Genomic DNA, 16,339 nt, shown 5'->3' on the forward strand with positions numbered 1-16,339 from the left:
TCGTTGTCGGACTTCATGGAGAGATACGCCCTCTGGCGATCCTTGCCGTTTCCCCGTCTACGCCGCGGTGAGAATCTGTTGCGCTCGGGAGAGAACCTTGCACTCATCCATGGCGACCTAGCTCTCGCCGACGAACATGTGACCCAGGTGATCCTTTTTGTCGACGAGGGGATATTCAGGCCGAGCCGGGCGGACGTCATGGGGTTGCTTGAAGGGGTCATCTCTCGCCTGGAACGATTCGGCGAAAGCATGGCTGTCGAAGAGCGAGAAGTTGTCGACGCCCATTATCGATATGCAGTTCTGCTGCATCAAATCTATGCTGAATTTCTGCGCATAGGGGCTCCGTAGCCCGTCACCTGGCCGGCAGGGAATAACAATGAGCCGCCACACGTGGTGGGCGGCTCATTGTTTCTGTTGGAGCCTTTGTGCGCGCGACGCGGTTGCAGGTCGTGTCGGCGAACTTCCCGTCTCTCCAAGTCGAAAACTGATCAGCCCACTGGCCCGCCATGTCACGCCCGTCAGCTCGGTCTCCAGATCGCGATGCGGCCGCTGCAATCGTTCCGATCGTGCCGACGCGAGGCTCGCCATACAGTGGCGTGTCCTAAGGTGCTCAAGACCATCGCGGTGACGGCGGACGACCTCACAGCCCTCCCAGGCCGACCCGCGTGAACGGAGCCACATCTCCTGGTAACTTCACGGAACGCTAGTTCCCGGAACTATTCAGCGGCGGGCATAAGCCAACCTGCCGCATCAGGTTGTCACGCCGCATGCCGGTGTGCATGGACGACCCTGGACAGATCGGCGATGTCTCGAGCCAACTGGTCGTGCCGAGGGATGTGAACAGCACGGACCAGGTCGCGGCGGCCTGCACCCTGCACGGTCGCCGCCCCGGTCATAGGCCCACCCGCAGCATCGGGTTGTTCTTCCACTTGTCGCGATGGCGGATGTACTGCATCACCACCGGGGACTTCTCCGACCATCGGCCGTGCTGGCAGATCCCCGACATCGTCGCGCCGGCGTCGGCCGCGTCCGTGGCCCCGCCGGCGCGCAGGCCGTGCGCGGAGTAGCGGTCGGCGTGCGGGAGGTCGGCCGCTCGAGCGGTCTCCTTCACTACCAGATTGATCGCCTCGGGGGTCATGCGGATGCCGTCGCCGCGGCCGGCCCGCCGTACGGGCGCGCCGTCGTCGCCGATCGCGCCCGCGATGCGGCCGTTCTTGTCGATCGCGCGGAACACCGGCCCGCTGGTGATGCCGTGCTCGGCGAGGATGTCCAGCCATGCCGATTCCACTCGCACCGGGCAGGTTCCCGGATGGGAGCCGTACGGCAGCGGCACGCTGACGCCACGCGCGTCGCGGTCGGTCTTCGACATCGCGATGAAGACCTCCAGCCCTTCCCGCAGGAAGGTGAGGTCTCCGATGTTCAGGTTGTGCAGCTCGATCCGGCGGGTCATCGCCGCGTACCCGACGGTCAGGATGGCCCGGTTGCGCTGTCCCGTGGGTGTGTCGTCCGGCTGGGCCTCGATCATGGCCCGCAGGATCTCGATGGTGATGGGTAGCGAGCGCCGCGGCCGGAAGCCGGCCTTGGCCTGCAGCTTGCGGTAGGCGCGCAGGGCCTCCCGGATCGGCCGGGTGTCCGGCCGCTCGGCACCCGTGTCGGTGTGGATGGACAGGATCGCCGAGACGGCCCGGTCGACCGTGGCCGGGGCCCGGCCCAGACTGCTGAGGTAGGCGATGTAGTTGAGGACCGTCGTCGTGGTGGCCGGCAGCGGGGACGCGCCGTGGGCGGCGCACCAGTCGGAGAACCTGGCCCAGTCTCCGGCGTAGGCCCGGTGGGTGTTGCCGGAGCGGGCCTGCTGGAGCAGTTCGGCGGCCTCGTCGCTGAGGATCTCCTCGACTGCGGCGAGGTTCATTGTGCGCGGGACGATACGTCCCTCGATGGCCGGTTCTGGCTCCACTTCACCGCGCATGTCCGATGTACCTCAGGATCCTCGAAGCTGATTTCCGATAAGATACGTTATCGAAACTCAAAAAATTAGAAGGGATAATGTCGAAGATTCGATTGGAGTCAATGCATCCCGATGTGCTGGCGGCCATTTGTGCATCCGGTTGGCTGCCTGGGCGTAGTGTGGACACTGCAGAATGGATAAGACTCTTAGCGGGCGAAGGCTATCTTGCAAGCCCTCTTGCCGTAGAGGTGCTGTCCTCTCTGGGAGGGCTGGTGATTGATCCGGTCAATTCGCGTGGGCCTAATTTCAGCAATGACGAGCCTTTCAGTGTTGACCCGATCTCCGCGGGATCGGGTCAACGTGAGCTGATCCAGGAGGTTGAGGGGATTCTTGGGGGTAGCTATTTTCCCATAGGTGAGTGGCTAAGCTATTCGGGTGTATTTCTAGAGGTACAGGGGAGGGTGATTGCTGCGGGCATGGGCTGGATCTGGGAGCTGGGCAGGACATTCGAAGAAGGGCTAGAGTTGGCTATCAGGGCGCATCGGCCCTTGGTATGCCTGCATTCTGACCCTGGCCTCGATCCTTGGCCAGCACCTATCCTCTAGCGTTGGCCACGCCGTATAACGTTGTCCGGATGCTCCGGGCGCGATCGGCGATGTCTCGATTCACCGGTCGTGACGGGAGATGATCGGCATGGACCGGCGTGTGGCGCGCTGATCGCTAAGTCGGTTAAGGCGTTGGGGAGTAAGCAAATGAGGACCGCGACTATCGATGCCCTTCTCTGCCTGATTGGATCTTGAGCAATGAGTGCCGAAGATTCTTCCCTGTACTGGAGCCTGGACATCCCCGGCCTCACGGAAGAGCAAGCGTCCTGGCTCCGATCGATAATTGACCGAAGTGGGTATGACCTGAAGGCGGAGGTGGTAGATCCGAGGACGTTTCTGACGATGCATATGGATGCGGACACCGCGCAAACGATCAGTCGAGCTCTAAGCGCACTGGAAGCGAATGACATAGCTGCAGCTCTTAAGGAGAATATTGACCACTGGCTCGACTATGTAGCCCAAGAATCGGAGGGGCCGTGACGCGGTCACAGTCACCCGAGCCGATCCACCCGCCACCCTCAAGTGGGAGACCCTCCAAGGCGCCAGGTGCTGGCCGTCCGCCCGGGCAGCCCGCCTGGCGGTCTTCGCCTGGATTACCCGCTACAACACCCGAAGGAGGCGCTCGAGCCTGGGCTACCTCAGCCCGATCGACTACGAACAGCAGCCCGACAAGGTGCTGATCGCCGCATAACAGCCGGTGTCCACACTTCGAGGGCCACCCTATCTTGGGGGTGCCTACGGCAGGTGCCTATCAAACGACGGAAATCGTCGGTGTGGGCGCCGCCGCGATCCCCACCCGGAGCCGCCCCGACTGGAGCGGTGGTACGCGCCCCTCGTCGGCGCGGCTCCACCCTTCGTCAGGAAGCCGCATCTCCTGGGTGGTCTACGCGTTCGAGCTTGGTCCAGCCGGTCCAGCCTCGCCTCTTGAGCAGCTCGATCAGCCGACGGGCCGGCGGCACGGTGTCGAACGCCAGTGCGTCCATCAGCCTGACCAGCGGTGGCTCGACATCGACGTCGTCGACGTAGTCCTCGCCCTTCTCCTCGGCCATCTGCATGAAGTAGGTGGCCAGTTCATCGGCCAGTTCCACCAGCCGCGAATTGTCGTCGGCTCGGTCGAGAGCCTCGCTCAGGGTGAGGTAGAAGTCGACGAACCGCGGGTCGTCGAGCTGCTCCCGTTTGCGTGCCATCCACTCCGGGACTCGTTCGGGTGAGTGCGCGGCCAGCAGGATCCAGCCGTCGCGCTCGACCTGGACGATCCGCTCGTCGATTCCGAGCACCCGCAGCCGGTCGAGATAGGCGACCACCTCCGGGGGCAGCGCCAGGCTGTCGCCGGAGGCGAGCCGGGCGATCCGGTCCCGGTGCCGCTGCCGCTGCCGGATCTCGGCCCGCAGCCGCTTGTCGATGTCCGCGACCGCTGCGGCGAACTCCTCCTCGTCGGCCCGCAGCAGCTCTCGCACCCGTGCCAGCGGGACCCCGGCCTCGGCGAGGGTCCGGATCTTGATCAGCTCGATCACGGCGCCGGCGTCGTACCTGCGGTAGCCGGAGCGGTCCCGCTCGGGCTCCGGCAGCAGTCCTTTCGCGTGATAGTGCCGCACCGCACGCACCGTCACTCCGGCGTACGACGCCAGCTCACCGATGGTCAGCATGGCACCAGTCTTCCTACGGGGTGTTCACGGAGTCGCCTGGCCGACCGGGCCTTGCGTACTCCGGATGATCTGAGCGATTTCCGCGGCGTGGGTGAAGACCAGCCGGTGGTCGGCATCGAGCGGGAACATGGCGACGTGCGGCTGCTCGCGGACAAGCCGCTCGCCACCGGCACGCCAGTTCTGATTGAGCCGCGGCGCATGCCCGTCGGCGCTGTCGCCGGCCATCGCGGTGGACATGATCACGCTGATGGGCAGGTCGATCCGCCTGTACCGGTCAAGGATCCCGGACCGCACCGCATCGATCTCCACGTTCAGGTCGAGAATCTCCTTGGCGGTGAGCAACACCTGACGCGCGGTGCCCCGCTCGGCCTCCTGCTGTGTCGCCATGTCCTCCCACATGGCGCGGAACTCCGGCAGAACGGCCTCGGTGATGAACGGTTCGGGCACCGGGTTGGCGCCGTCGATGAGAACAAGGCCGGCGACGCTGCCAGGATGCTCGGAGGCATAGTGCACGGCCAGGTCCGCGCCCAGCGAGTAGCCCACAAGCACGGGTGCGGCGTCCAGACCCCGGCGTCCCAGCTCCGCCATCACAGCGACCAGATCGCTGAGGAACGCCTCGAAGGAATACCGGTCAGCGGCCGAGGCGAAGCCATGGCCCCGCAGGTCGAAGGTCACCACATCATGGTCGCACCGCAGCAGATCGGCCAGCTCGCGCAGGTCGGCCTGCGTCGAGTTCAGCCCAGGGCACAGGACCAGCGGTCGTCCCCGACCGCCGCGAGACACCGGGATCGTGACGCCGTCGTGGTGAATCGTGAAGTGCCCCATCGTCCTGTCGCCTCTCTCGGCCCGCTCCCCATCGCCGCCGTAGCCGCCGTACGGCTTGCGCAGTCCGGAGACCTTCGTCGCACTGGTTTTCCCGGTCATGCCACCATGTTGAGAGATTGACCCTGCGTCAGGGGCAAACCGTCGTGGTGACGGACCTCGGCACCGCCGCGACTGACGGCGTCGGCCCGCACATCGGCCGGGACGACCGTGTCCTATGAGCGCGCTGCGTTTGTCCGCCATGGCGGCACCGCACTACCGTGACCATGTGGACCTCTTCACGCGCTCGTGGTCGGCATTGCGCAGGGCGGTCGCCGAACTCCCGGACGAGGATTTCGCACAGCCGTCCGGCTGTGCCGGCTGGCTCGTGCGGGACCTGGTGTGCCACCTGGTGATCGACGCTCAGGACGTCCTGATCACCCTCGTGACCCCCGCGGAAACGGAACCGACCCGTGACGCGGTGACCTATTGGGACGTCACCCGAACGCCGCCGACGGGCGACGACCCGCTCGACGCGCTGGTCGTCCGGCTGGCCGCCGCCTACGAGGAGCCTCGGCTGCTCAAGTTCCACCTCGACGACGTCGGCTCCGCCGCCGGCCGCGCCGCGGGGCTCGCCGACCCAGGCCTCCGGGTCGGCACCCGCGGCGAGGTCCTCACCGCGGGCGACTACCTTTCGGCGTATGTCCTGGAGTGGACGCTGCACCACCTCGACCTGGTCGCGCACCTCTCCGCTCCGGCGGAACCGCCCGCCGAAGGGCTCGCCCGGTCCCGCGAGATGCTGGAGAAGATCGCCGGGACCGCCTTCCCCGCGTCGTTCTCCGACAAGGACGCTCTGCTGGTCGGCACGGGACGCCGCGTTCCGACCGACGCCGAGAAGGCCGAACTGGGCGAGCTGGCCGCAAAACTCCCATTCGTCCTCGGCTGATCGTCTGGTGGCCGTGCTCGGCGGCTATCGCTCCGAGGCCATCATCGATGCCGGGGCAGAAGCCATCGGGGCGAGGCCGAGGCCGGCGAGCACGGCCGCGCCGCGCTCGGCATGGTCGCCCCCGGCGAGCACCAGGGTCCGTGCGTACTGGTAGCGGCAGTCTGCGGCGTCGAACGCGTCCGCCGCGGCGAGCAGCGCCTCCTGGTCGTCGTCGAGCAGGGCTTCTGCTCGTTCCACGATGGCACAGGCGACCGGATTGCCGGCCACGACGACCCGGGCCTCGGCCACGCAGTCGCGAGCGCCCGGGCTCCCGGCGAGCACGGCGGCCTCGGCGCGCAGTGCGACATACCAGTGGTGCCAGATCCAGGTGACCCACTTCCACACCTGCCTGGGCTCGGGGGCCATCCGCTCCAGCGCCTCCGGTGCCTGCCCATGGTGGAGCAGGAGTACGGCGTCGAAAACCGCCCCGTAGCCGTAGGTATGCTCCGGTGAGGTGCCGAGCTGATCCAGGATCTCCTGCCACTCGCGCCTGGCGTCATGGTCGTCGCGCAGGCCGTGGATCATCGCCACACCGGCCGCCGCCGGGGCGAGGATGGACCGGGCGGGGCTGCCTGCCCGCCGCCACGCGTCGAGGAACCGGACGCTGCCGGTGAGCACCTCGTCGACGTCGCCCGCCAGCGCAGCAACCATCAGCAGCCGGCACGTGGCGCGGTGACCGATCTCCGCCAGCGACGGATGGCCGGCCAGTTGCCGTGCCCATCGGCGGGCGCGCGGCACATCTCCCGCGCCGAGGCTGGCCTCGGTGACTATACCGAGCGCGTCGATCAGCTCGTGGGTGCCGGCCGGCGAGATCGGCAGGGACGCCAGGAGTGTGATCCGGCGCCGGGCCGTGGCCGCGGTGGCGAACGTGTCGCCGGCCCAGCTTTGAGCGCCGGTGAGCGCGTCGAGTGCGGCCGACTCGGCGAGCGGGTCGCCGGTCCGGCGGGCCAGCTCGACCGCGCGCTCGGCGCGCGCGATCGTCACCGGTACGGCGTTGCCGGCCGGGCCTTGGGCGGCGCCGAACGCGTCGGTGAGCACCGCGGCCTCGGCCAGTGCCATCGCGGCCTGCGCGGCCGGGTCGTCGCCGGCCGACTCCCGCGCCTCGGTGATCAGCGCGAGCGCGTCCTCCAGGGACGGAAGCCGCACGAACGTGGTCGAGAACCGGAAGGCGATGGTGGCGGCGGTCGCCAGGTCGGCGGCGGCGCCGGCGATGTCGCCGGCGCCGCGGGCGGCGTCCGCGGCCGCGAGACGCAGGCGGTACATGTCATCACCGGTCGTCCGGCAGCCGGCCACGGCCGCGGCCTGCCGGAGCATCGACGCTGTGGCGGCGGGGTCGGTCGCGAGCTCGGCCGCCTGCTCATAGCGCCGCTGGGACTCGCCGGTCAGGTGACGGGTGAAGGTCAGCTCCGCCAGGTGCCTGGCGAGCTCGTACGCGTCGGCGCGCTGCTCCGGCCGGTCGGCCGCCCAGGCCAGGGCCGCGCGGAGGTCGTCCGCCACCAGGTCGAACCGGGCCCGCCAGTCCTGTCGCACCACTGCCAGGCCGGCGGCCTCGGCCAGGCACCAGCGAAGGTGCCGGGATCGGGCGTCGACCAGCTCACCGGCCTCGGCGAGCCGCTCCGTCGCGTACTGGCGGATGGTTTCCAGCGCGCGGTACTCCGTGCCGCCGGGGGACGCCGTCACCACCAGCAGGCTCTGTTCGGCGAGCCGGGCCAGTCCGTCGGCGACCAGGCCCTCCTCGTCCCCGGTCACCTCCGCCGCCGCGGCAGTGGTGAACGGCGCCACGAACACCGACACCCGGCGTAGCAGCGCCCGGTCGGCCGGCTCCAGCAGGGCGTGGCTCCAGTCCAGCGCAGCCCGCACCGAACGGTGCCGTTCATCGGCGCGGGAGCCGCCGGTGAGCATCCGGAGCGGGTGGGACAGTGCGGCGGTGATGCCGTCGAGCCCGAGCGTGGGATATCGGGCGGCGGCCAGCTCGATCGCCAGGGCCATTCCGTCCAGCCGCGCGCAGATCGCGGCGATCTGGTCGCGCAGTGGAGGATCCAGCGGCCAGCCGACCGCCGCCGCCCGCTCCATGAACAACGCGACCGCGTCCGACTCGCCGTCGACGGCCAGCGACAGCGGCGGGACCGCATACACCCGTTCGAACGGCACCATCAGCCGTGCCCGGCTGGTCGCCAGCACCGTCAACCGAGGGCACCTCGCCAGCAGCCGCTCGATGAGCAGAGCCACCCCGTGCACCACTTGCTCGCAGTTGTCCAGCACCAGCAGCGCATGACGGTCGGCCAGCGCGGCGACCACGGACCCGGTCATGTCGCGGCCGGGCTGCTCGCCGAGGCCGAGCGCCCCGGCGACCGCAGTCGCGATCATGTCCGGATCGGTGACCGGGACGAGGTCGACGAACCACACCCCGTCGGCGTACTCGCCGGCCGCCTCCGCGGCCACGGCCAGCGCGAGCCGGGTCTTGCCCACTCCGCCGGGACCGACCGCGGTCACCTGACGGTGCGCTCTGATCAGCCCGGTCAGGTCGGTCCGCTCGCTCACCCGGCCGACGAACGAGGTCAGCGGGGCCGGCAGAACCGGTGCGCGGTGCGAGGGAGCGGCGCCGGCCGGCTTGGGCGCGCGCTGGGCGAGCGCCCGCCGATCCTGCACCTCCAGCTTGCGCAGCAGGGAGGAGACGTGACTCTCGACAGTACGCACCGAGATGAACAGCCGGGCCGCGATCTCGGCGTTGCTGAGATGGGCTCCGACCAGTTCCAGCACCTCGGCTTCCCGAGGTGAGATCTCCACTCCTGTCACCACTGTCCCAGTTTGCCGTATCCCCTTCACGAGCGATCCCTGCCGCCGATCCGTGTCGCCGGTCCGTGGCCGGTTCCGTGGTCGCCACGGATGCCGGCCAACCAGACCCGAAGGAAAGCTGTGAACACGCGAACGGCGGGTCGAAGCGACCCACGGCTACAGGAGTGACCATGACCGGCTCTTCCACCCAGGGCATCAGGACCGTGCTGCACCCCGTGTCCGACCTGGCGAAGGCCAAGGCGGTGTACGCGGCCCTGCTCGGTGTCCCGCCAAAGACCGACTCGTCCTACTACGTCGGCTTCGAGGCCGAAGGTCAGCACATCGGGCTGGTGCCGGGCGGTGGACCGCAGGGCATGACCTCGCCGGTGGCCTACTGGCACGTGCCGGACATCGAGGCGCGGCTGGCCGAGCTGATCGCCGCGGGGGCCGTCGTGAAGGAGGCCGCGCACGAGGTCGGTGGCGGCCGCCTGGTGGCCACCGTCTCCGACCCCGACGGCAACGTCCTCGGCCTCCTGCAGGACCGTTGAGCGCCCCCCTGCCCCTGCCGTCTCCGCCGCCGGCGGCGGCCGGCGCGACCACGAATCCACCTCGCCGAAAGGACCTGCCATGACCTCCTTCGAATCCGTGATCCTCGAAGTTCCCGACCCCACGGCCGCCGACGCCTTCTACGAAGCCTTCGGTCTGGGCCCGTACGTGAACGTGCGCGCCTCGGATGCGCCGACGACCGGTTTCCGTGGGTTCGCGCTGTCACTCGTGGTGTCCCAGCCGGCCGACGTCGACGCCCTCATCGGCGCCGCCCTCGGCGCCGGCGCCACGACGCTGAAGCCGGCCACGAAGGGGTTCTGGGGTTACGGCGGCGTCGTACGCGCGCCGGACGGGACGATCTGCAAGATCGCAACCTCGAACAAGAAGGACACCGGCCCCGCAACCCGGCACATCGACCAGGTCGCGCTCCTCTTGGGCGTGGCCGACGTCAAGGCGAGCAAGCGGTTCTACGTCGACCGCGGCCTGGCCGTGGCGAAGAGCTTCGGCGGCAAGTACGTCGAGTTCGCCACCCCGGCGTCGGCCGTCACGCTGGCGCTCTACCCGCGCCGCGCCCTCGCCAAGGACGCCGGCGTCTCCCAGGAGGGCGCCGGATCGCACCGGATCGTGATCGGCGGCGATGCCGGACCCTTCACCGACCCGGACGGGTTCGTCTGGGAGGCCGCATCCGTCTGAGGCGGGCGGCCGGCTCGCGTACGGCCTTCGCGCGCGACATGCCCCGGCGGAGCCCGCGGCCCACACGTGCCGCGCCGCGGCTTCGCCACCCGTCGGGGTGTTCCTCGATGGGTCCGGTCTCCGCCAGGGCCCGTGCGAAGGCGCGTACCCGGGCGGTCTCGTGGTCGCGATGCCAGACGAGCCCCAACGTGGAGTCCGGCAGACCGGTCACCGGAACGAAGGTCAGCGCGCGGCGGCCGTGGTACTCCGCGGTGGGCTCGCACAGCAGCATCGCGCCCCGGCCCGCCGCCAATGGCAGTCCTTCCTGCAGCGTTCCGACCCTCGGACCGGCACCGATCGGACGTCCCCGCGGGGTGGCGGCGGGCGCGACGGCGGCGCGCCAGCGTGCCGACGCCGGGCTGTCCACTCCGATCAGCTCGCACCCGGACAGCTCCTCGGCCTGCACGAAGGAGCGGCCCGCGAAGGCATGGCCCGTCGAGACGGCGAGCGTCCGCGGCTGCCGCGAGAACGCCGCCCCCACCACCAGGTCGTTCTCCACGACCGGCAGTTGCAGCGCCTGGAGACGATGGACCGGGTGCCGCGCTCGACCGCCGCGTGCCTGACCGCCCAGGCCCTCAACATCGGCTATGCGCCCGTGACCAAGCCGGGGGCCGTGGCGCTGGAACGCGGGCGCCTGTCACACGTCGCCCAGAACTACCTGTCGGCCGAGACCTACGCCCTGGCCAACGCCCCGCTCATCGAGGAGCAGGCGAAGATCGGTTTCGCCCAAATCCGGCGGGTCAGCTTCCTGCGCTGACTCGTGACGGCACGCTGCCGGCTTCCTCCTCCGGCACCCGCGCGGGGTGCGGCCCGGCCACGCGGCCGGGCCGCACCAGGTGGTCTCAGGCCGGGATCAACTGCCATTGCTGGTTGGCGCCGCCGTTGGCGGTCCACTGCACGACCGGGGCACCGTCGGAGGTCGAGGCGCCATACACGTCCGCCACCAGCCCGCTGCTGTAGCTGACGATCGTGTAATAGCCGTCGCCGGTGGACCGCAGGTACCACAGCTGGTTGGTGCCGCCGTTGGCGGTCCACTGCTGCAGTTGCAGCCCTTGGGTCGTACTGCCGCCGTTGACGTCGAGGACCTTGCCGGTGGGGACGTAGCGCAGGGTGTACGCACCGCCCTGACCGCTGGTGACCGTCCAGGCGGCGGAGCCGGTCTGCTGCACGACCTTGGCGCCGTCGGCGGTGGAGCCGCCGGCCACGGCGAGCGGCTTGCCGCTGTTGCGGTTGACGATACGGTAGGCCGCGCCCGACACCGGGCCGCCCGAACCTGAGCCGAGGTTGAAGTACTCGACCGCGTCGGTGAACGTCGTGGCACCCGACTTGGTGGTAGTCAGTATCAGGTACACCCGTGAGCCGCTCGCGGGTGTCGTGAAGGTGACCGGCTGGGTGACCCGCGAGCCGAGTGGGATGTTCAGTGTGGTCTGCCCCGACGCGACGACGGGGCCGTCGGGCCGGTCGAGCCGTGCCGACCAGGAGAATCCGACGGAGGTGCCGCGCAGGTCGTCGTTGAAGACGGTGATGTTGCGGGTCACGGGGGCGTTGTAGGCGTAGGTGTTCACGGCCTGCGGCAGCGGGAAGGTGCCGTAGGCGTCGGAGACCCCGGACGCCGACCAGTAGGGCAGGTCGATCGCCGTGACCGGGTTGAACGCGGCTTGAACGCGCTGGATCTGGGGGTTGCTCCAGGGATCGGACAGGTTGTCCGCACCGTAGAGCGGATGGCCGCCCTCCTCCGGCACGAAGTCCGTGGTACGCACGCCGGGCACGAAACCGGCCCACGCGGACAACAGTGTGTACGGGCGCAGGTCGGCGGCATCCTTGCCACGCTTGGCGGCCGTCGCCGTGGCGAACCACATGAAGCCCTGCTTGGTGTTGCACTTGTTCCAGACGTACTCGCCCTCACCGTCGGGTCGGCCGGTCACGGAAGCCACGCGCTCACCGTACTGTCCGACGCCGTCGAGGTAGTGCGAGAAGATCGCGAAGTTGGCGTACCTCATGTTCGGGTAACGGCTGGGTGAGTCGGCGCCGGGCGCGGCGTCGAGGCTGACCGGGCGGGTGCCGTCGTTGCCGTTCATCGCCGCGTATAGATCCTGCTCGAACTGCTCGGAGTCATTGCCGAAGGTCGGTTCGTTGGCCTGGCTCCAGCGGATGACGGCGGGATGATTGCGGTCCCGTAACGTGAGTGCGCGGGCGTGAGCGACCATGTGGTCATGCCCTGCGACGAAGTCTTGCGCGCTGCCGCGGATGCCGGTCTCGTCGATGATCATCAGGCCCATCTCGTCGGCCACGTCGAGCATGTACGGGCTGGCCGGCTCCTGGTGGATGCGCACCACGTTGTAGTTGAGCCGCTGGTAGTTGTCCACGGCCTGCGGCCAGCCGCCGTTGCTCGCCGAAGGCGGGAGGAAGCCGGGCAGCGTGTCGTAGGCGTCGCCCTTGCCTCCGTTGTCGACCCGGTCGTAGTCCGCACCCTGCAGGTTGTCACCGCGGAAGTTCACCCGGACGCCGTTGATGTAGTAGTACTCGCCGTTCTGGGTGGTCTCCCGGAACCCGAACCGGTATGTCGCGTCACTTGTCCGGCCGTCGTCGGTCGCTGCGCGAACCTTAAGACGGTGAAGCTGGGCTCGATACCCCGATCGGTAAGGGACGTTCGGCCACCAGTACGAGGTGCTGCCGAGGTTCCACGGGACGGAATCGACCGTGACCTTGGCCGTCGACCGCGCCCCCACGGTCACGGTGCGGGCCGCCGGCTCCGGGTAACTGAACGTCCCGCCGCCGTCCGACGACAGCTCGCCGGTCACCGTCACCGATCGAGCGCTGCTCGAGGTGTTGGTCACCCACACGTCGTAGCCGAGGGTCTGATTCGCCACCGACGTGCGGATGAACGTGTCACTGACGTACACGGCCGGATACACCCGCAGGAACGCGGAGCGGAAGATGCCCTGCGGGACCGCCTCGGACCAGTCGGCGGCCACGGGCACGATGTACTTGCCGTTCGCCGGGTTCTTCAGGGCGTCGCGGCCCTTCACGTCAACGGTGATCGTATGAGTGGTGCCGGGGGCGGCATAGGCGCTGATGTCGAACTTCGACGGGGTGAAGGCCGTGGTCTGCGTCGCGACCACCCGGCCGTCCACCGACAAGGTCGCCTGATGGTTCACGGCGCCGAACTCGATCCACGTCGACTGCGGCTGCCCCGAGTCCGGCACCGTCACCGTACGCGAGTACACCGCCTGGGACACATCGGTGAAACCCTGCTTGTACCAGCCGCCTCCGGGCACCTTGATCGACGTCGTCGACCGGCCCGCCGGGGTGAAGCTCCAGGTCCCGGCGAGATCGACCGAGGCGATCGCGGCATTGCCCGCGGTGAAGCCGTCGATGTCCCCAGCGGCGGCGGCAACCGTCGCGGTGGACTCCGGCGGCGCGGACTGCTGTGCCGCCACAGCCGGCTGAGCCCCGATCATCGCGACCAGCAAGGCCGCCACCACAGTCGTCCATTTGCTCACCGGCCGTCGGGCGCGATGAGGAAGATCGCTCCGATCCATGCGTAATCCTTTCGAGTGCATCCCTTGCGCGATGTGCGTCTCATCCGGGCGTTCAGGCATCCGTCCGTCACGCCCGCGGTGATCGTGCCGTCCCTCTGCGGACGCCACTGCCGGCTGTTCAGGCCGTCGCCGTTCGTCCGCGAAAACCGACGGCTTGATGGGGGCACGCTGTCTCCTGGTAATGGGAGCGCCGTATCGGTTCGACGGCATGGCCGGACCTCACACCTAAGCCCCGGGGTCCGTCCTGTCAAGGTTCACGGTTCGACAGACATAGGATTACTTCGGCCCTACGGTTCCACCACAGCTGCTTCACGCCGGGCAACCACCACCGTTATGCAACTTTCAGACCGCGTCGGATGCCTCGTACATAGGATGTATCAGTGGTTCCTAGATCGAGAACCGGAAGCGCATGAGGCAGGAACATCCCGACTGCGTCGGACTTCTCTAGCGATTCGATTCGACGCCATCGGACAGTGGGGCTTGGTCGAACGCGCGGGACTCGGCCTGCTGATGCGGAGGCGAATGCCCGCCCGCGCCTCTTCGCGCCAGGCGCCGTCGAGGGCGGGCGGGCGTCCGCAGGGCGGTCGCCGCGCAGGACGCTGCGGATCATCTGCGCGGCACTGGGGATCGCACCGGTCATGTGGGTGGGGGGGTGCGCTGGCCGCGGCGGCACTGCTCACCGTCCTGCCCAGGTCGGGCACGACGGCGCGCCCCAGATGAACGGCCGATGGGATTTTTGTGAGTGCGGCTTGACGATTTCCACGCAGGCGTGCGATTCTGATTACGGGATAGAGGTTGACAATTCCGATAAATGTGGACATCCGTTTGCAGTTTGCTTTATGCTGCCCTTCCACGCTCGCCCTCGGCATCCCACTCCTGCATATCGACTGAGCTGTCGTCCGGCGTGCGCGTAGTCAGTTGCGAGCCCTCGGAAGGACACCTGTTGGCATCCTCGCCCCGCGCTTTCGCCGTACCCGCCGGTCCTCGCCGCGTCTCTTTCGCGCGTATCGAGGAGCCGCTCGAAGTACCCGACCTTCTCGCCCTGCAGACCGAGTCCTTCGACTGGCTGGTGGGCAACGAGAAATGGAAGGGCCGGGTTGAGGCGGCTCGCCAGGCCGGGCGCAAGGACGTCCCGGCCCAGTCGGGTCTCGAAGAGATCTTCGAGGAGATCAGTCCCATCGAGGACTTCTCCGGAACCATGTCCCTGTCGTTCCGGGACCACAGGTTCGAGCCGCCCAAGTACTCAGTCGATGAGTGCAAAGACAAGGACATGACCTACTCCGCCCCGATGTTCGTCACGGCGGAGTTCATCAACAACACCACAGGTGAGATCAAGAGCCAGACGGTGTTCATGGGCGACTTCCCGCTCATGACGTCGAAGGGCACCTTCATCGTCAACGGCACCGAGCGCGTCGTGGTCTCCCAGCTCGTCCGGTCGCCGGGTGTCTATTTCGAGCGCAGCGTCGACAAGACGTCGGACAAGGAGCTCCACGGAGGCAAGGTCATCCCGTCCAGGGGAGCCTGGCTGGAGTTCGAGATCGACAAGCGCGACAGTGTCGGCGTGCGCATCGACCGCAAGCGCAAGCAGCCCGTCACCGTGCTGCTGAAGGCGCTCGGCTGGACCGGCGACCAGATTCTGGAGCGTTTCGGCCAGTACGAGTCGATGCGGGCGACCCTGGAGAAGGACCACACCTCCGGCCAGGACGACGCGCTGCTGGACATCTACCGCAAGCTGCGTCCGGGCGAGCCGCCGACCAAGGAGTCGGCGCAGGCGCTGCTGGAGAACCTGTACTTCAACCCGAAGCGTTACGACCTGGCCAAGGTCGGCCGCTACAAGATCAACAAGAAGCTGGGCGTCCAGGCCGACATCACCCAGGGCACGCTCACCGAGGACGACATCGTCGCCACCATCGAATACCTTGTGCGCCTGCATGCGGGTGAGCAGTCGATGCGAGTCGCCGACGGGGAGGTCATCGTCGAGATCGACGACATCGACCACTTCGGCAACCGCCGTCTGCGCACGGTGGGCGAGCTGATCCAGAACCAGGTCCGGCTGGGCCTGGCCCGCATGGAGCGCGTCGTCCGCGAGCGCATGACCACGCAGGATGTCGAGGCGATCACGCCGCAGACTCTGATCAACATCCGCCCGGTCGTGGCGTCGATCAAGGAGTTCTTCGGCACCTCGCAGCTGTCGCAGTTCATGGACCACATCAACCCCCTGGCGGCCCTGACGCAGAAGCGGCGCCTGAACGCGCTGGGTCCCGGTGGTCTGTCGCGTGAGCGGGCCGGCTTCGAGGTCCGCGACGTGCACCCGTCCCACTACGGCCGGATGTGCCCGATCGAGTCGCCGGAAGGGCCGAACATCGGTCTGATCGGCTCGCTGGCCTCCTACGGGCGGGTCAACGCCTTCGGCTTCGTCGAGACGCCCTACCGCCGCGTCGTCGACGGCCGGGTCACCGACGAGATCGACTACCTGACCGCGGACGAGGAGGACCGATACGTCAAGGCGCAGGCCAACACGGCCCTCAATCCCGATGGCTCGTTCGCCGAGCCCCGCGTCCTGGTGAGGACCAAGGGAGGTGAGACCGAGCTCGCGCGTGCCGAGGAGGTCGACTACATCGACGTGTCGCCGCGTCAGATGGTGTCGGTGGCGACCGCCATGATCCCCTTCCTCGAGCACGACGACGCCAACCGCGCGCTGATGGGTTCGAACATGCAGCGTCAGTCGGTGCCTTTGCTGAAGAGCGAGGCGCCGCTGGTCG

At 68.3% G+C, this 16,339-nt stretch carries 12 protein-coding genes and 2 pseudogenes; 8 read left to right on the plus strand and 6 right to left on the minus strand.

The window, feature by feature from the left end; genetic code table 11:
• Nucleotides 1-3: 3 nt before the first annotated feature.
• Complete coding sequence (locus IL992_RS28470) at nucleotides 4-348, plus strand: hypothetical protein (protein ID WP_193206442.1); 345 nt, start codon at nucleotides 4-6, stop codon at nucleotides 346-348.
• A 544-nt stretch (nucleotides 349-892) separates the two neighbouring features.
• On the opposite strand, the gene IL992_RS28475 is transcribed toward IL992_RS28470, so the two are convergent.
• Nucleotides 893-1,909 carry a site-specific integrase gene (locus IL992_RS28475; RefSeq protein WP_193206443.1) on the minus strand — a complete coding sequence of 339 codons (1,017 nt, stop codon included), beginning with the start codon at nucleotides 1,907-1,909 and terminating at the stop codon, nucleotides 893-895.
• Between the two features lie 158 nt (nucleotides 1,910-2,067).
• On the opposite strand from IL992_RS28475, the gene IL992_RS49030 reads away from it, so the two are divergent.
• Nucleotides 2,068-2,550: an SUKH-3 domain-containing protein gene (locus IL992_RS49030; RefSeq protein ID WP_226873949.1), complete on the plus strand. Its 483-nt coding sequence runs from the start codon at nucleotides 2,068-2,070 to the stop codon at nucleotides 2,548-2,550.
• Nucleotides 2,551-3,076: 526 nt separating this feature from the next.
• Nucleotides 3,077-3,241 (plus strand): annotated as a pseudogene (locus IL992_RS28485) (integrase core domain-containing protein); the annotation flags it as partial.
• 166 nt (nucleotides 3,242-3,407) lie between these two features.
• On the opposite strand, the gene IL992_RS28490 reads toward IL992_RS28485, so the two are convergent.
• Together IL992_RS28490 and IL992_RS28495 are read right to left on the minus strand one after the other, a co-directional pair.
• Nucleotides 3,408-4,196 (minus strand): MerR family DNA-binding transcriptional regulator, encoded by a 789-nt coding sequence (locus IL992_RS28490; protein WP_193206445.1) that lies wholly within the window; start codon nucleotides 4,194-4,196, stop codon nucleotides 3,408-3,410.
• 24 nt (nucleotides 4,197-4,220) lie between these two features.
• The gene (locus IL992_RS28495; protein WP_193206446.1) at nucleotides 4,221-5,120 is read right to left on the minus strand and encodes an alpha/beta fold hydrolase; all 900 of its coding nucleotides are present in this window, start codon (nucleotides 5,118-5,120) and stop codon (nucleotides 4,221-4,223) included.
• Nucleotides 5,121-5,286: 166 nt separating this feature from the next.
• On the opposite strand from IL992_RS28495, the gene IL992_RS28500 reads away from it, so the two are divergent.
• A complete protein-coding gene (locus IL992_RS28500; protein WP_193206447.1) occupies nucleotides 5,287-5,943 on the plus strand; it encodes a maleylpyruvate isomerase N-terminal domain-containing protein in 657 nt (218 codons plus the stop codon).
• Between the two features lie 24 nt (nucleotides 5,944-5,967).
• Here the strand turns inward: IL992_RS28500 and IL992_RS48540 are convergent, their stop codons facing one another.
• Nucleotides 5,968-8,769, minus strand: a complete 2,802-nt coding sequence (locus IL992_RS48540; RefSeq protein ID WP_319018884.1) for an ATP-binding protein — start codon at nucleotides 8,767-8,769, stop codon at nucleotides 5,968-5,970.
• Between the two features lie 179 nt (nucleotides 8,770-8,948).
• Here IL992_RS48540 and IL992_RS28510 point away from each other — a divergent pair, with 179 nt between their 5' ends.
• Both IL992_RS28510 and IL992_RS28515 read left to right on the plus strand, forming a co-directional pair.
• Nucleotides 8,949-9,305 (plus strand): VOC family protein, encoded by a 357-nt coding sequence (locus IL992_RS28510; protein ID WP_193206449.1) that lies wholly within the window; start codon nucleotides 8,949-8,951, stop codon nucleotides 9,303-9,305.
• Nucleotides 9,306-9,384: 79 nt separating this feature from the next.
• Nucleotides 9,385-9,996, plus strand: a complete 612-nt coding sequence (locus tag IL992_RS28515; RefSeq protein ID WP_193206450.1) for a VOC family protein — start codon at nucleotides 9,385-9,387, stop codon at nucleotides 9,994-9,996.
• On the opposite strand, the gene IL992_RS28520 is transcribed toward IL992_RS28515, so the two are convergent.
• Entirely contained in the window at nucleotides 9,953-10,534 is a 582-nt protein-coding gene (locus IL992_RS28520; protein WP_319018885.1) for a LysR substrate-binding domain-containing protein, read from the minus strand. The genes IL992_RS28515 and IL992_RS28520 overlap by 44 nt on opposite strands.
• 9 nt (nucleotides 10,535-10,543) lie before the next feature.
• Here IL992_RS28520 and IL992_RS28525 point away from each other — a divergent pair, with 9 nt between their 5' ends.
• Nucleotides 10,544-10,792, plus strand: coding sequence for a Tn3 family transposase (locus IL992_RS28525; RefSeq protein ID WP_193206451.1), 249 nt, complete (start codon nucleotides 10,544-10,546; stop codon nucleotides 10,790-10,792).
• Between the two features lie 85 nt (nucleotides 10,793-10,877).
• On the opposite strand, the gene IL992_RS28530 is transcribed toward IL992_RS28525, so the two are convergent.
• Entirely contained in the window at nucleotides 10,878-13,577 is a 2,700-nt protein-coding gene (locus IL992_RS28530) for an RICIN domain-containing protein (protein WP_193206452.1), read from the minus strand.
• A gap of 943 nt (nucleotides 13,578-14,520) precedes the next feature.
• On the opposite strand from IL992_RS28530, the pseudogene IL992_RS28535 reads away from it, so the two are divergent.
• A pseudogene (locus IL992_RS28535) lies at nucleotides 14,521-16,339 on the plus strand (DNA-directed RNA polymerase subunit beta); the annotation flags it as partial.

The organism is Microbispora sitophila, assembly GCF_014892245.1.
Taxonomy (GTDB): Bacteria; Actinomycetota; Actinomycetes; order Streptosporangiales; family Streptosporangiaceae; genus Microbispora; species Microbispora siamensis.

Excerpts from the sequence above, each read along its gene's own strand:
- IL992_RS28475 (WP_193206443.1), bottom strand. The coding sequence starts at position 1,909 with ATGAACCTCGCCGCAGTCGAGGAGATCCTCAGCGACGAGGCCGCCGAA.
- IL992_RS49030 (WP_226873949.1), top strand. The coding sequence starts at position 2,068 with ATGCATCCCGATGTGCTGGCGGCCATTTGTGCATCCGGTTGGCTGCCT.
- IL992_RS28490 (WP_193206445.1), bottom strand. The coding sequence starts at position 4,196 with ATGCTGACCATCGGTGAGCTGGCGTCGTACGCCGGAGTGACGGTGCGT.
- IL992_RS28495 (WP_193206446.1), bottom strand. The coding sequence starts at position 5,120 with ATGACCGGGAAAACCAGTGCGACGAAGGTCTCCGGACTGCGCAAGCCG.
- IL992_RS28510 (WP_193206449.1), top strand. The coding sequence starts at position 8,949 with ATGACCGGCTCTTCCACCCAGGGCATCAGGACCGTGCTGCACCCCGTG.
- IL992_RS28515 (WP_193206450.1), top strand. The coding sequence starts at position 9,385 with ATGACCTCCTTCGAATCCGTGATCCTCGAAGTTCCCGACCCCACGGCC.
- IL992_RS28530 (WP_193206452.1), bottom strand. The coding sequence starts at position 13,577 with ATGGATCGGAGCGATCTTCCTCATCGCGCCCGACGGCCGGTGAGCAAA.